The sequence below is a fragment of the Psychrobacter sp. Cmf 22.2 genome (genome assembly GCF_001921745.1).
Taxonomy (GTDB): domain Bacteria; phylum Pseudomonadota; class Gammaproteobacteria; order Pseudomonadales; family Moraxellaceae; genus Psychrobacter.
This window is the reverse complement of sequence record NZ_MRYA01000007.1, coordinates 36,582-53,123: the sequence shown is the minus strand read 5'-3', so window position 1 is coordinate 53,123 and position 16,542 is coordinate 36,582. Positions and strand designations below refer to the sequence as shown.

Sequence of the window (16,542 nt, the reverse complement as noted above, 5' to 3'; positions counted from 1 at the left end):
GGTTACGTTTTGTCGGCACTCTTTGCAAGAGTTTGAAAAACTAACCCACCCTACGCAAAACACGCCTCTACTTTTTATCAAAAACTAGTACGCTTTTTGATAAGCGGTCTTGACGATGGTATAAAACTCTTTGGCATATTGACCTTGCTCACGCGGGCCAAAGCTCGACTCTTTACGGCCACCAAACGGCACATGGTAATCGGTACCAGCAGTCGCTAGATTTACCATGACACAGCCCGCTTGTACTTGCTCTTTAAACATCGCACTATTACGCAGACTTTGGGTGATGATGCCGCCCGTCAGACCAAAGCGCGTATCATTGGTCATCGCAATCGCTTCTTCTAAATTCTTGACACGCAAGACACAAGCCAGCGGGGCAAACACTTCTTCTTGGTTAATATCCCAACTGTTGTCAGTCTCGGTAAACAAGGTTGGCGACATATAGTAGCCATCATGTGGCATCTCTAACCGCTCACCACCGAAGGCTAAATTTGCGCCCGCTTGCTTGGCTTTTTCGATCCAATCCATGTTTGACGCCAGTTGTTTGTCATCGACCACAGGTCCCATAAAGATACCGTCGTCCAGCGCATGACCGACTTTTAGCGTTTTCATTTTGGCGACCACACCTTCGACGAAGGCATCATGGATACTGTCCATAACAATCAAACGCGACGAAGCGGTACATTTTTGTCCTGAACCACCAAACGCGCCAGCAACTGCTGTATCAATAGCAACCTGCAAATCGGCATCATCAGCGATAACCAACGCATTTTTACTGCCCATCTCCAGCTGGCAGCGGATAAAGTTCGGTGCCGTCGCAGCAGCAACTTTGCGACCTGTGGGTACAGAGCCCGTAAAGCTGACCGCATCGATCTCTGTAGAATGGATAAGCGCATCACCGACGCTAGAGCCGCCACCCAATAGCAGGTTAAACGTGCCCTCAGGCAGACCTTGACGATGAATAATGTCAGCCATTGCCACCGCACTGGCAGGCGTTAAATTGGCAGGCTTCCAAATCACACTATTACCAAAAGCTAAAGCGGGGGCGATTTTCCATACCGCAGTAGCCGTTGGGAAGTTCCAAGGCGAGATAATTGCAACCACACCCACCGCTTCACGCGTGACTTCCACTTTGACACCGGGGCGTACTGAGTCAGCAAGGTCGCCCATTTGACGTAAGACTTCAGCGGCATAATAATGAAAGAACTGCCCAGCGCGATAAATCTCACCGCGGCCTTCCGCAAATGGCTTACCTTCTTCACGTGACAACAAAGTACCTAGCTCATCACAACGGGCAATCATCTCATCACCAATCGCTTGCAAGATAGACTGCTTCTTTTCAAGTGGCGTCGCTTCCCATTTAGGCTGTGCTTGGCGCGCAGCGGCGATGGCGTCTTTTACTTGATCCTGACTGGCTTGCGCGAACTCACCAATGGTTTCGCTGGTATCAGATGGGTTAATATTGGCAATGGTAACAGCGCCCGCTTGCCATTCACCATTGATATAAAGTGACTTGGTTGGGTCTTGTTGCAATACTTGTTGGGTGGTTTGGGCTGACATAAGAACATCCTTAGTAAAACGATTAAAAAACCTGGTAAATAAAAAATATGAAATGAAACCTATCTATATAATTGATTTACTTTGAAGAAAATAGTGCTACTGGGATGCTTTCTTTTTAAGTATAGGTTGTGAAGCCTCTGGAGTGCAAAGCGCACAGCAAGCGAGGAAAATTTATACCAGTAGCACGTTTAACAACCGTATTTGTTTTATTTTAAAATAAATATATTTATGAATAGAAATTTATTCAAAACTTAAGGCACAGCAGCATAAACGACCAGCTCTACCAGCATCTCTTCACGAGCAAGCCCTGAGATAACAAGAGCAGCTCTGTTTGGATATGGTGCTTCGAAATATTCAGCATACACTTGATTGACAGTTTTGAGATACTCGCGGTCGGTCACATAGATCAGCACCTGCAATACCGAATCCATGCCAACGCCTGCAGATTCTAAAGTATGTTTTAGGTTGTCTAGCGTTTGCCGAGTTTGCGCCTCAATACCACCTGCGACCACTTCACCATTTTCATCGATAGGAATCTGGGCGGTATACAGCGTGCCATTATTAGTAATCGCCCACTCTAACGGAGATTTGGAAGCGTAAAGTGAGGTCTTAACGGGCTGCTTAGTGGTTTGAGTCGTCATGCGGTGTTCTTCCTTAGATAAATGGCGGCATCAGCTGTTTACTTGATAGCCTGTATTGCTATGTTGCATCCATGCTACCTTTTTAATAATGACAAATCTAACTAATTAAATATTAATATTGATAGATTTAATCTATCATGGTGCTTATGTTATTTATAAATAAATGTGGGCAATAAAGAATATGAAAATACAGCAATTACGGCATTTTTTATTTGTGGTAGAAGAAGGCGGCTTTCGCGCCGCAGCTGAACGCGCCAATCGCACGCAAGCAGCGCTATCAGCGTCCATCAAAGAGCTAGAAAAAACGCTCGGTCAGCGTTTATTTGAAAGTGGTAATAAGGCCACGCTCACCTCTTTTGGCGAGAGCTGTTTACCAAAGATTGAGCAGTTTCTTAATACTTATCAAGCACTAGAAGAAGATCTAAAAGCGGCGGCAGGAGGCGATAAAGGCAAAATAAGAATCGCCAGCGTGCCATCGCTGGTCACCAAGCTATTGCCCAACGTGTTGGTCGAATACTCCAAAAAGTATCCTGATATCGAGATTGTATTGATAGATGATAATGCGGTTGGTGTGGCCAATCGATTATTGGCAGGAGAAGTAGACTTGGCATTAGGCAACTGTACCAGTATGGATCAGGCAGATATCGACTTTACCCCGCTTATATCAGACCCAATTGGCGTGGTATGCTTAAAAAGTAACTTATTAAATCAGTTGAAAAGTCAATCAGAAAAGCCGCAAAAGCGACCACGAAAAAAAGGGCTTAAATGGCAACAATTAGTCGCGCAGCCCTTTATCTATAATGGCACTTGTCGGCTACTTGAAAACACGCCAGCTGAGGTGCTCAATCGCAATGCGCGCTACACGGTCGAAAACATTACTTCTTTATTTTCATTATTGCGCAATGATTTGGGCATCACGACTTTGCCCAAGCTTGCTTTTCCGTCGAACGAGCCAGAGCTTGTGTGGCTTGACTTACTGGAGCCAGCTTTGGATCGGCAAATCGGTATTTTTAAGCTAGCCGATAAAACCATCTCTCCACCTGCACAAGCCTTTTATGAATTATGTATTGCCTATATTCAGGACCATTACCCTTTAACAGGCTTGGCTTAATTTTTTGTGGTCTGACTCATAACTTAATTTTTTTAGACCACCGTGGGCAACTCTTGATGTTTTAAGCCAATGGTTCTCAGCGCTCCTTTGTCATCGACTTCCTTAATAACCAACGACCATTCGTCGTTTATCGAGACGGTATCACCCGATACTGGAGCCGTGTCCAAGCTTTGTTTAACATACTCGGCCACAGTCTGCTGCCACATATCTACTGATGAATCTTCCCCTTTAGACTTAAGTTTGTCTGATAGCGTTTCGGACGCCATAACACCGGTAAAAAACGGTAAATCTCCAAGCTTTACACTGGGTGATAATAACCAATCTCCGTAGAAATCATCGATGGCTTTACGATCTAACGTCGTGTCATTAAAAATCTTAGCAATTTTACTGGCATGGTTGCCCCTCATGGCGTACCAGACGCTATCACCAAATTTTAACTTGGTGTTTTCATCGACAATGACGATTTGTTGTCCGCGCACCAGTGCAAAAATACTAATTTCATCAGGACTTACCCGATTGGAGATACTTTTAGGATGACGACCGATAGCAAACGCTCCTGATTGAACTTCAAACTCGTACAAGGTGATACTTGCTTTGTCCGATACCCAGACTTCATGCTCCTCTTTTGGATCTTTATTGGTCGGAATACGCACCTTAAATAAATTTGCCATCATAGGAATGGTCGTTCCTTGCAAAATCAACGATAAGACCACCACCCCAAACGCTATATCGAACAACATAAAGGCGCCATCTATCCCCGCCATGACTGGCAAAATGGCAAGAGTAATAGGGACAGCACCGCGTAAACCGACCCAAGAGATAAAACCAATCTCCCTGTCTTTAAACTTAAAAGGCTTCACACTGGTATAGACGGCGATGGGACGGGCAACCAAAATCATAAAGGCGGCAATTGCCACTGAATAATGCCAAACGTTGATAACGTTAGACGGTGTGACTAACAGACCTAAAACGACGAAAAGCACCGCTTGTGATAACCATGCAAAGCTATCCATCACTCGCATGACATGCTCAGTTGAGCGCACCTTATGGTTGCCAATTAGCACACCAGTAAGATAGACGGCCAAAAATCCACTACCACCCATCAAATTGGTAGCTGCAAAGACCGATAAGCCAGCAGACAGTATCAAAATTGCATACATACCTTCCGCTAAATGAACCTTAGGTAACAGCCTCGATAGTAAATAACCGAAGAGCAAGCCCATTCCCAAGCCAAAGCTTAACTGCTGTAATAGTAAGCCTAAAAATCCAAATACCGTCTGCCCAGCAGGATCTACATTTAGAGCGATTAGACCTGTAACCAATAAAATAGCCAAAGGGTCATTAGCACCGGACTCTAATTCGAGCGTGGCTTGAACGCGGTCGTTTAGCTTGACCCCGCCATTACGTAATAGAGAAAACACTGCTGCCGCATCGGTCGAGCCAACGATCGCTGCCATTAGCAAACCAAAGCGCCAATCCACATCGAGCAACCAAGTGACGAAGACCCCAAGCACCATGACTGTTGCAAGTACGCCCCAAGTCGCTAGAGTAACCGCAGGCTTTAGACCGACTCGAAATGATTTAAAAGAGGTACGTAACCCACCGTCTAGCAGGATACAAGCTAAAGCAGCCTGCCCGACGAAGTTGGCAATATTATACTGTGAAAACTCAATTCCTAAGATGCCTTGCTCGCCCGCTAACATGCCTACTGCTAAAAACAGCAGTAACAACGGAACGCCTAAGCGCGCCGATAGGGTACTCGCCATGATACTGGCAAAAATCAACAACGCCCCTACTAAGTATAGGATATTTAAGGTATCCATCTTTGTAAGCCCTATTTTTTAATAATTATTATGGTGGTATTGGTTATGGTGATTGAGCAAATTGTAGTTACTAATAGTACTATAATTAACTATAACAGATATGGCTTGATGAAGTTAAAAAGTAACAATGACGACCTATGAACGACAGAGATGAGTGTTATTAATAGCTATATAATACGTCAACTTTCAGGCAATAAATTTATGTAATAAAAAAGCCACCCCACTACACAAATGGAATGGCTTTTTAAACATTAAAATAACTTAAGCATGAACTTTATAGGCTTAATAGCTTGCTTAATACTATTTACGGTAAGAAGATCGAAATATGTGCTTGCTCTTTGTTTTCTTGAATCACATTGTCATAGGCGGAAAGCTGATTGTCAGAGAAGCTATTAGTAAATTGCCACATGGTTGCAAATATGACTGTCAATAATACAGCCATTACCGCAAGAATAACCCATAGCGGTGTTTCGCTAGTGAGAGTATGCTTAATCTGATCAGGAATCGCCCAAAATGGTGAAAATTCGTTTTTATTCCCGCGAAGATGTTCAATTTCATCGCCTAAACGCGAGATGAGATAGCGAATCTTTTCCGGTGCTTCAAGACGGTACTTGCCCTGAAAACCAAGCAGCATTGCATAGTGATAGACTTCTAGTGCAGCTAAACGCTTCTCGCCTTGTTCACGTAAGCCATCTAAGCGCTCAAAAAATTCATTGCCCGCAATTTGTGAACCAAACAAATCCAATTGCAAAGGGTTCATCTCCCATGCGTCTTTTAGCGTTTGAAATTCTGGCTCCTGCGAGGTCATGATGGTTTCATCAATCAGCGCACAGTAAGCGTACTTAGCTTCATGAATATCTTCTGATAAAAAGCCTTTTTTGCGTGCATTTATCTCAAATTTATCTAGGAAGTCGTATATCTTTTGACGAAACTTATGTGGTTCGGTACTAAAGTAGTGGTTGCGTAGTAAGAACACTAAATAAAAGCCGTCATACATGATATCAACCAGCGATTGGCTGCTGATGCGTTTATCAAGACCGATTGCTGAGACCTTTGATGCCACCTCACCTGAATCTAACAATGAGGGCGCAGAACCAATTGAATTATTCCCTGACATGATCGTTCCTAATGCTTAATTTTTGAAAATACTGGTTTTGGAGATATTACTTAACGACAGCAATCAACTAACGTGTATACACAAGTAGCGATTTATAACGCTGCTCGATAGTAGCTTCTAGAATTCACTACTGTACGATAGCCATTAGCTCTATTTTTAAATCATCAAAACCGTTTGGCACATAGATACAGATGGATTCAGACTTTATCATCTCATCATACAGCTCACCTACAGGCTCAATGGTGAAGTAACTAAATCCTGGCCGCACAGGTATCGCACTCGGTACTTGAGTCACATGTGAGATAGGTGAACCGGGCAGCGCTGATAAGACACGCTTCTCTACCGAATCAGGGGTCGCGACCTTAAAGCGGCGTGGTACGATATCGATTAATTCATGCATCGGCAGTGAGGAGCTAATAGACAGATATAGCTGTGAGCTGCGTGTGATTTTGTCGCCGCTCAGCTCCCCTGTATAGTAAGACGATTTGTTTTGACGTAATGGGATTGAGATGAAGTTACTCGCGATCACGGTGTTGAGTAGCTCACGAATGATTGAGATGATGCTATTAAACGACTCATTAGCATTGTCATGATGATAAGAAGGCAAATCGCCTACTTTATATAATGAGCTAAAAGTAGCCAACTGGCTGGCCACATTTAATAGCGCCTCATACAGACGTTCTGGATGCAATTTAGCGTTATTATATAAGTGATTTAGCTGAGAGTATGCGGTATTGAGCGTATGCAATAGCCAAAAAGATGCGATATCTGATGAGCGAAATTCTAGTAAATCATTATTAGACTGGCGATGATGGTCATATAACGAAGTCGATTTGGTATTGATCATGGTCATCAAACGATAGACTTGACCCACGAGCGCAGGGTTACTCTTAATATGCACACTAGGGACGATATAATCTTCATCTACTTGGTAGATGCCTTGGGTTGTGCGCACCAGTTTGGCAACTAACAACGACAGGGTATCTCGACTGGGCGCTTGCGCGGAATGGCTCAATTGCAGGCTTGGTGATAGCTTGATAACATCAATGACTGCTTCAGCTGCCTGACTATATAAATCTTTTGCTTCAATAGCTCCCCTGACATAGCGTGCTGGATTATCATTATGGTCTGCTTGTATGTTACTGCCACCATTATGGACAATCTCTAAACTTAAAAACACAAAGACCTCATCACCATGATCTTGACTATCTAGCGCAACACCTTTGGGTAATGCATCTATACGGGGTGCCTGATATATTGTGCTATCTGGCAATACAGCGTAAATACTTTGAAAGCTTAATAAGTTACTTTCTAAAAGCTGTTTATCTATCTGAACATCGGATACTCCGTAAGCATACGGTTGCATCAGCATCATACTCAGGGCGCGCTGTGAGTTATGATACGTGTCTTGTATTTGAAAATGCTGAGGTCTTAAAAACAGCCCCTCTCCCCATAGTACTCTGTGTTTACTCAAGACAATCTCCTACAAACAGCTGACTAATGGCTGCTGATAATATTTAAGTTTGGTCGAAAATGTAGGCGCAAGCTCTGGGCTGATACCCTCCGCTATACTCACATCACATGCGCCTATATGAAGCGCCAGTGGCTTATCAAAATTGAGACTATTAAGCGGAATGAGAAGCTGTGAGCGTTTTTTGGTGTATCTAAGTCCCACTTTAACCGCCATAAAGCGTGCATCCTGCGGAATATTTAAAGTTAGACTGGTCTCGCGATTAGGGATAACACTGACTTCTTTAGCAGCCAGCTCCTCAACTTCAGTAAACTGGCTTTCTTCTTCCAAAAACGCAATATAAGCGATACTCGCAGTGCCTTGGTTTGTACGTCCAGCATTAGCATTGACCGTCGGTTTAATATTTAATGTGAATTTTTGTCGTCTTAGTTGCTCTTGCAAAGCCTGCTGCTCGGTATTCATGTTTTCAATCTGCTGTTGCTGTTTTTCTAACTGAGCTTTTAAGTTTTGCAGATCGTCATTGTCACTGTTTTTGCCATTACTGATGATGCTTTTTATATTATCAGCAATAGTAGACTCGCCTGCCAGCGCAGAGACATTGTTATTGGATTTGCTCAACTTATCAGTGCTACATCCTGTTAGCGTCCCGCTTAACAAACAACCAGCTGTCATCGATGCTATGGATATTATCTTACATCTGTTCATATTTTCAATTTACCTTGAAATACTATAGTTATTATTGACTGGTCAAAATTTCCGCCATTTCTGGGCGACCAAGTACCCCTTTTTTGCGTAGTTCAACATGCCCAAGATCCATCATTCGCCAGTCTCCTCCCCACACAAGTCCAGCAGATTTTGCCACTTTACCATATAGTTTATAGCCTCGCATCGCCCAAGGATCCTTTTCAGTGATCACAATCTTACCATTTTTAATAAAGGCGCTGTCTCCTGCAAGACCAAACTGATGGTAACTTTTATAGGAGCCCGCCTTGGTCACATGAGTGCCTTTTTTAAGCAATCTTGCCTGCCTTGCAGGGCTACGATAGCCTTCTAAAAGCACCATATCATAGCCATACTGATCGCTCATTACCTTATACACAGTCAACAGCCGTTGAACAAATTCTGAATTCATCTTTTTCCAATTACGGTCAGCATTTTTGATATTGATATGACCATTATGTAGATGCGAAGCCAAAATGTCTCCTGAATAGCCAGTCGTACTATCTTGAGCATTTAGAGTGGACAAATCTGGCTCAGGTAATATGAGCGGCCTTCTGGCTTGAGAAAAATCCGTTTTTTCATCGGGCCAATAACCCTTTTCAGTCTGGTTTGCTTGATAGCTTGCAATCTCAGCTTCAAGCTCAGCGAACAACTCCTCTGGCGGCGATGGCGGTGGTCGCAGACGCTCACCTACAAGTAATTGATTAATTTGTGAGTTAGCAGTGCCGGGTATAGTGTTTTTAGCATGATAAACCTCAAGAGAATGACTGTTAATGAGGGCATAACATAGGCCAATAGTCGCTGTAATAACTAACAACGACAGTGTAGATACGATTGGGATGCGCTTTATATTGATAGGCAATATAAAACGATGAGTACCCTTTATAGTAGAGCGAGAGGACGTTACTTGTAGCTGCCTCAATAAAAAGCCTATTTTTAAACCAGATAACTGCCGAACACTATTTTTTGTTTTATCAAATATTCTTATACATAGTTGTCGATCGAAAAGTGCAACCACCACAACGACTGATATCAGTGTAAAGACAGAAACAGTGAAATAAACCATAAAAATATAAACATTCGTTGGTATTGCTAATTTTATAAGCAGTATATAGACAAACGAGCTGTTTTAAAATAAAGCTGACTTAATTTCATTATTATTTTTCCATACCAATATGTTTTTTCTCTCTTTTACTATATGTTTTCAACTCCAAATCTTATAATTAAAAGGCTTTAAACTATCTCACTATAAAAATAATTACGGAAAAAGATATTGAAACTTAATGACTTACTAAAAATTAGTAAAATATTGTAGTTATTCGTAGTGGCATTGATAGAGTAAACACCATAAAATACTATTAAAAATATCTTAGAATATAGTAAAAACTAAGAAAAATAATCGATAGTTAGGAGTTAGAAAAGTGGTTGTAAAAAAACTAATGTCATACGGCCGCTATGTTTTAGTGATGCTCTTAATTGTCTATCTCATATTGGCTTGGATGTATTTCAAAGACAATGCAGGACAACTTACTGCATTTGGTTTATTGCTTTGGTTTGTCATTGTTCCCCTATCATTATTTGCATTTATCCTAGCGCTTCGATGGAGACAGAAAAAAACAGAAAGCAGTACTGCTGATGCTGTATATAACAATAGTGAAAAAGAGCGCGCTAAACTGCCGAATACTTATAGATTGTTTATGTATAGCAGTATGTGTCTGCCTGAAGGAGATAACTGGTCCGATGTGATTGATAATAATGCAGACCTTACCTTATTGAGTGAAGATCTGACAGACTTTGATGGTTTACCGATACTGACCAAACCGATTATACAGTTAACCGATGTCGCACCCTTACCATACCAGTATATGCATGATACAGGTTTAGAGGATTCAGATCTGAACGGCCTAACTCTGCGTTTGTGCTCATTGATTCACAAACAACTCTCTTTAAGTGACGAGGTGTTGTCGAGTATTGCTCAACACTTTAACGTTCATAATGAACAAGATACTCATGAACCCAACTCAGCTATCGACATCCACCCTGATTGGCAACAGCATTACCTTATTAGTGCAGATAAAAAAGATAATGACGAATCCACCGTCGCTCCTACTGATGGCTCACTCTCTGAATTTTCCATTTATCTGTGCGTGCCTGAAGGCGCAGACACAGATCTACTCATCGCAGCCACAAAAGAGCAGCTATCCACCTATGGTTTTTTAGACTCTTTAATTACTATTAACCCAATTATCACTAGTGATACCAATCCAAAAAACAATGTCACTTACGACCCTATACAGTTTGTCAATGAGCATGTGATGCCATTGGCTCAATCGGTGTCCCCTGAGCTTTGCTTATTGATTATCGCAGACTCACAGCTTAATGATGAGTGGCTAGAATTGCAGCTGTACTCGAGTAATACTTCCAACGTCATTCCTACTGAAGCGGGTGTGCTACTAGTATTCTGTAATCAAGCTGCTCAAGACGTACTTAATATCGACACTTGTGCCAACATTTTATTAACTAAAATACGTGCCCCCGATGTTAAAGACATTAGTACACAAAATGCGGATATAAACGACCATGGCCAATCAGATGTATGCCTTGATAACAGACGTAGTTATAGTCATCGGTTAATGAGGATCAAAGACCTACTGTTAGACAATTCTTTTTCACTGTCATCAACCACTGATAAAACGCACACTCAAACAGAATTAGACAATACAACAGATAAAACTAATGTTCTTTACCAAAATCTCAATGTCACATCTATGACTGACATTAATCCAGAAAAACAACCGTATGATATTTCAGTATATATGAGCTTTATTAATGCACTTACAGAACAAGACATACTAGCAAATGAGCATTATTTAGGGCATTATATGCCATCTAACCTCTGGTTAAAACCATTTATCGGTTTATCATTATTCGTCAATTTAATTAATACAAATAAACAAGAGTCAGATTTTATATTTCTAGAAACTCAACATAAGCAATGTTCTCTGCTTTGGTTAGCAGATTTTTCCTAGGCGTTTTAAGCGTAGCTCTTACGAAAAAATTGACGCTTCATTGTTGTAAATATTTATTTTATTGTCTTAAGAACACACTAGGTAGCACGCATGTTTTCAAGGTTTTTTCATCTTATTTACAACCCAAGAGTGTTGTCGGTCTTGGGTATCATAGTCGCTCTAGTCTTGTTGTATGATTATGTGACCATCAAAACCTTTACCATCATTATTGGTGTATTGATGACATGCGTAGTGCTAGGGGTGCTTGGCTACTACCTATGGAAAAGGCGCAAAAAAGCCTCAGATGAACTTGCTAATCTGGTAAAAGATGGTGGCAACGAGAGCCACAACGAAAATAGCCTTCATAAAGCTAAAGATGGAAATGTCCAAGAAGTGCAAGCGCTACGTCAACAAATGCAAGACGCTATTAAGACCATCCGTAAGTCAAAGATTGGTGATCAAACCGGTAAAGCAGCGTTATATGAGCTGCCGTGGTATATGGTTATTGGTAATCCAGCAGCAGGTAAAAGCTCAGCTGTACTGCATTCTGGTTTAAAGTTTCCATTTATGGAAAAAACCAATAAGCTATCGGTAAAAGGGGTTGGCGGTACGCGTAACTGTGATTGGTTTTTTTCAACCGAAGGTATTTTACTTGATACTGCAGGCCGTTACTCTGTCTACGAAGAAGATCGCTTGGAGTGGCTGTCATTCTTAAATCTGCTCAAAAAGAACCGACCTAAAGCGCCAATTAACGGCATCATTATTGCGGTCAGTATCGCCGAACTTACCAAAAATGATCCAAGTTATGCCTTAGACCTAGCCAAAAACTTACGCAGCCGCGTCCAAGACCTGACCGAACAGTTAGAAGTCTATGCACCTGTCTACGTAGTCTTTACCAAGATGGACTTGGTCTCAGGCTTTCGTGACTTTTTTAATGACTATGAACAAGAAGAGCGCGGTCAAGTATGGGGCGCGACCATACCCTACCCTGAGGATCCCGAAAACATTAACATTACTGATGTTTTCGAAGAGCATTTTGGCGTATTAGTCAACGGTCTAAAAGATTTGAGTACGACAAAATTGTCTTTGCGTCATCAGCGCACTGTCTCTCCCAGTCTGATGACTTTTCCTATGGAGTTTCAGTCGCTACGTCCGATGATACGAACCCTTATGCATGCTTTATTTGAGGACAACCCTTTTCAATTTAAGCCCATATTGCGCGGGTTTTACTTTACTAGCGCCTTACAAGATGGGCAGGTTAGCAGTCAGATGACTTTGCAGATGGTGCAAAATTACGACTTGCATCCACCCGCTGTCCCTCTCAGCGCTCAGCAAGAAACCACCGATAAGCCCTATTTTTTGCAGGATTTATTTTCTAAAGTCATCCTAAAAGACAAGCATTTGGTCAAGCAACACAAAAATCGTAATAAACGCAGTCATCGCGCTATTGCTACCTTGGCCGCTGTGGTGGCTCTTTGTGCGGCTGTTGGACTATGGACATGGTCATATACCAATAATAAGCAATTAACTGAACGCGTAGTAGCCGACTTACAACAAGTTGCCGAGCTACAAAAAAACGCTAATGGTGATCTGCAGTCTCAGCTTGAGTCACTTAGCATTTTGCAAAGCCGAATAGAGCAGCTTGAGAACCATGAAGAAGATAAACCACTGTCTTTGAGTCTTGGTCTCTATCAAGGCGGCAAGCTCAAACAAAAACTACTAGCAGAATACTATAACGGCATCCGCATCATCGTCTTAGCCCCTACCAAACAAAATATAGAAAAGTTCCTGACAGAGGTAAATACTAACGCGGCGCAACTGAAAGTACGCACAGAAGAATCTGCAACTGAAAATACAACTGAGACTACGACTAATGACGCTTATATTCAGTCCGATCCGACCGATGTTGAAGATGCTTATAATGCGTTAAAAACTTATCTTATGCTAGGTAATCACAACAATTTAGAAACCAGTCATTTAAGTGACCAAATGACAAGGTTTTGGCGTAACTGGCTCGATGCCAATCGAGCTGACATGCCACGCGACAAAATGATTCGCCAAGCTGAGCGCATCTTAAGCTTTACCCTGGCACATGTCGATGACCCCACTTTCCCGCTCGTCCAAAACGACTTGGGACTGATAGATAAAACTCGCAGCAATCTATCTAAAGTTAGTAAAGGCCAGCCTGCACGTGAGCGCGTCTACTCTGAAATCAAGATGCGCGCATCTGCTCGCTTCCCTTCTGTTACGGTTGCACAGATCACTCAAAACAATGCCAACGAAGCACTACTTGGTAGCTATGTAATCTCAGGCACTTTTACCAGGCAAGCCTGGGATTCTTTTGTCAGTGATGAGATTGATAAAGCTGCCACCACTAGAGTGGTCGCAGATGATTGGGTACTGGCAACCAGTAGCCAAGATGATCTCACGTTGACTGGTAGCCCTGAACAAATACGGCAATATCTAGTCAATCGTTATAAGCAAGAATATATCGCTGAATGGAAACGCTTTATATCGCAAGTTTATGTTCGTGATAGTGAGGGATTTGATGACCATGCTGTCTTACTAAATCAGCTGTCTAACGTAAAAGAATCACCGTTAAAAACTTTATTTGAGACGGTCGATCGTCAAACTCAATGGGACAACCAAGCTGCTAACCTCGGCTCTGATAATAATGGCAAGTCTCGACGCTCCTTTGTAGATTGGTTTAAGCAGACCATACTGCGCCAAAGTCCAGCTGAGCTGCGTATGGCAGAAGCGGCAATGAACAACGGTAGTAGCTCTAGTGATACAAATTCTGCTCCGCAAGCTAATTCAGGTGTGATCGCGCAAGAATTCTCCTCTATCCATGCTTTAGTCACACCAAGAGAGGACAATCAAGATCTGTCACTGTTAGATAATTACCTAGTAAGCTTAGGAAATATTAGAACACGCTTTAATAATATAGCGCGTAGTGACGATATCGGTCCTGATGCCCTACTGTTTGCTTCACAGACCCTAAGTCCTGACGGATCAGAGCTGACCAAGTCTCTACAAATCTTGGATGAGCAGATACTGAGTCAAGCCAATTCAGAAATAAAACAGCTTGTACGACCTTTATTAAGTGAGCCTCTGACTCGCTCATTCAATATGCTGCTGACACCTACTAAGGCTGAGATTAATAAAGTCTGGCAAGCGCAAGTACGGAGGCCATTCCTCAACAATCTAGAGAAAAAATATCCATTTACTGCCAATGCTAATTTAGAAGCGACACCAGCAGAGATTGGTCAATTCTTTGGGGAAGATGGCTATGTGGCGAGATTCGTTAACGAGACTTTATCGCCCTTTATCATACGTCGCGGTGATCAAATCTCAAGTAAGATTTGGAATGGTGCAGGTTTAGGTCTGAACCCACAGTTCGTCGCTGACTTCGGTCGTTACTTTGTCAACTATACTGGTAGCAATAGCTCAGGCTCATCGGGTACAGCTGGTGCTGCCCCCAATCAAACAACGTTTCAGATTATGCCATTACCAGTGAGCGGCTTGACAGAGTATACAATCGTCGTCGACGGTCAGCAGCTGCGTTATCGTATGGGCACACAAGCATGGACGACTTTTGTATGGCCAAACCCGAGTAGCCAGCCTGGCGCTAGCATTAGAGCCAAGGACTATGATGGCAGAGACTTTACTGTCTTTGAAGAAGCCGGAAGCTTTGGGGTAGAACGCCTCATCAATAGCGCACGCCGGACCGAGCTTGGCGATGACATCTTTGAGATGGCATGGTCGGGTGATGGCACAACGATTTCTGTCCGCTTTAGAGTTATCAGTGGCAATAGTAACAATGCCACTCAAGGTCGCTCAAACAACCCATTTACTGGCATGAAATTGCCTGCTGATGTAATCGCCCTTGGTGTTACGCGTAGTGCAAAGCCAATTGCTACTCCTAACGCTGACAATAACAGCCCTTCTGCTAATAATTTAGCAGATCAAAGCAATGAACAAGGTAGTGCAACTACGAATAACACCTCTGCACCCTCTGAGCAGCAGGAGAAAACGCGATGATGCCCGAATCATTACCTTTAGTTTATTTTGGCAAGCTGCCTGCTCGCGGAGACTTCGTGCGTGCGCGCGCTCATATCAATGAAACCAACATTATTGATCAGTGGGTCAGTCAAGCTCTGACTACTTCGGGCTCTATATTGAACGAGTCATCAAAAAGTGATGTACCCTCTAAAGAGCCTCCCTTTTTAAATTTCAGTCACGTCGATACTGCTGCAAATCAAATCATTACTGGAGTGCTCATACCCAGTCATGATAGTAGTCATAGAAAGTATCCTCTTATCGGCTTTGGTGTCATCCATTTGGATAAACCCAAAAGCTGGACGAACTACCTTCCTATTAAATCGCTTACTATCTGGGATGACATTTATGCAACGTTAATTGCGGCAAAGGCTCAAAACGATAGCACGCAAGTGACTGACGCTTTAAACAACTGCCTACTGACTATCGATAACAACGCCAGCACACACTACTATGACTTTATTAATACCATGACTCTACAAGATATTTCGGTATTAATGGATGTCAGTAAGCAGCAACTGGTACAGCAGATTATCGCAACAGGCTTGTTGTTTTTGCCTACTTTTACTAAAGGCTTCCACGGTCTCAACAAATCGATATGTTGGACACTAACGTCCGATAAAGCCAGTGCCATATATATGGCGACTTTTTGGCATGATTTAATCAGTGGCTTCTACCAACCCCATCAAATCCGTCTCAACACTTATCTATACCGCACCTCTAATCATTATCGTCTATTAATGAACTTCACTAAACCTGATGGACGCGTACTTAGCCAACTAACAAGTAGTGCAGATACAAATCCTGATGACTGGGTCTGGATTGCTAATAGTGACTGGACCCAAGGTTATATCGACGAAGACATCGGTTTGACCCGCTTTAATAAAGTGTTGTTGCAAGACAATCTGTATTTATATGATACAAGACAGCTGTTTAAGAGTATCTTCTTAGCGCAATAGCTATTTGAGACTATGTTTAGGATTAGTTTATTCAAAAACCGTTTAATAACATCTAGGTTAAAAAGGTGCTTTA

11 protein-coding genes are annotated in these 16,542 nt (G+C 42.3%); 4 read left to right on the top strand and 7 right to left on the bottom strand.

What is annotated here, in order from left to right:
• Positions 1-84: 84 nt before the first annotated feature.
• Both BTV98_RS11315 and BTV98_RS11310 read right to left on the bottom strand, forming a co-directional pair.
• The gene (locus BTV98_RS11315) at positions 85-1,560 is read right to left on the bottom strand and encodes an aldehyde dehydrogenase family protein (RefSeq protein ID WP_058369174.1); all 1,476 of its coding nucleotides are present in this window, start codon (positions 1,558-1,560) and stop codon (positions 85-87) included.
• Between the two features lie 251 nt (positions 1,561-1,811).
• Positions 1,812-2,201 (bottom strand): RidA family protein, encoded by a 390-nt coding sequence (locus tag BTV98_RS11310; protein ID WP_058369175.1) that lies wholly within the window; start codon positions 2,199-2,201, stop codon positions 1,812-1,814.
• 181 nt (positions 2,202-2,382) lie between these two features.
• Between BTV98_RS11310 and BTV98_RS11305 the strand changes: the two genes are divergently transcribed.
• The gene (locus BTV98_RS11305; RefSeq protein ID WP_058369176.1) at positions 2,383-3,312 is read left to right on the top strand and encodes a LysR family transcriptional regulator; all 930 of its coding nucleotides are present in this window, start codon (positions 2,383-2,385) and stop codon (positions 3,310-3,312) included.
• Between the two features lie 32 nt (positions 3,313-3,344).
• Here BTV98_RS11305 and BTV98_RS11300 read toward each other — a convergent pair whose 3' ends face one another.
• The 5 genes from BTV98_RS11300 to BTV98_RS13810 form a co-directional block, all read right to left on the bottom strand.
• Positions 3,345-5,135: a potassium/proton antiporter gene (locus BTV98_RS11300; protein ID WP_058369177.1), complete on the bottom strand. Its 1,791-nt coding sequence runs from the start codon at positions 5,133-5,135 to the stop codon at positions 3,345-3,347.
• A gap of 304 nt (positions 5,136-5,439) precedes the next feature.
• Positions 5,440-6,252, bottom strand: a complete 813-nt coding sequence (gene icmH, locus BTV98_RS11295) for a type IVB secretion system protein IcmH/DotU (protein WP_058369178.1) — start codon at positions 6,250-6,252, stop codon at positions 5,440-5,442.
• A 127-nt stretch (positions 6,253-6,379) separates the two neighbouring features.
• A complete protein-coding gene (gene tssK / locus BTV98_RS11290) occupies positions 6,380-7,726 on the bottom strand; it encodes a type VI secretion system baseplate subunit TssK (protein WP_058369179.1) in 1,347 nt (448 codons plus the stop codon).
• 9 nt (positions 7,727-7,735) lie between these two features.
• On the bottom strand, positions 7,736-8,341 hold the full coding sequence (locus BTV98_RS11285) for a hypothetical protein (protein ID WP_143505746.1): 606 nt from the start codon (positions 8,339-8,341) through the stop codon (positions 7,736-7,738).
• 118 nt (positions 8,342-8,459) lie between these two features.
• Positions 8,460-9,365 (bottom strand): M15 family metallopeptidase, encoded by a 906-nt coding sequence (locus tag BTV98_RS13810; RefSeq protein ID WP_256713903.1) that lies wholly within the window; start codon positions 9,363-9,365, stop codon positions 8,460-8,462.
• A gap of 499 nt (positions 9,366-9,864) precedes the next feature.
• On the opposite strand from BTV98_RS13810, the gene BTV98_RS11275 reads away from it, so the two are divergent.
• The 3 genes from BTV98_RS11275 to tagF all read left to right on the top strand — a co-directional run bounded on the left by BTV98_RS11275 (position 9,865) and on the right by tagF (position 16,469).
• The gene (locus BTV98_RS11275; protein WP_143505744.1) at positions 9,865-11,472 is read left to right on the top strand and encodes a hypothetical protein; all 1,608 of its coding nucleotides are present in this window, start codon (positions 9,865-9,867) and stop codon (positions 11,470-11,472) included.
• A gap of 90 nt (positions 11,473-11,562) precedes the next feature.
• Positions 11,563-15,492, top strand: a complete 3,930-nt coding sequence (gene tssM / locus BTV98_RS11270) for a type VI secretion system membrane subunit TssM (RefSeq protein WP_075103630.1) — start codon at positions 11,563-11,565, stop codon at positions 15,490-15,492.
• Complete coding sequence (gene tagF, locus BTV98_RS11265) at positions 15,489-16,469, top strand: type VI secretion system-associated protein TagF (RefSeq protein ID WP_058367781.1); 981 nt, start codon at positions 15,489-15,491, stop codon at positions 16,467-16,469. The genes tssM and tagF overlap by 4 nt, the downstream gene beginning before the upstream one ends.
• Positions 16,470-16,542: the final 73 nt, after the last annotated feature.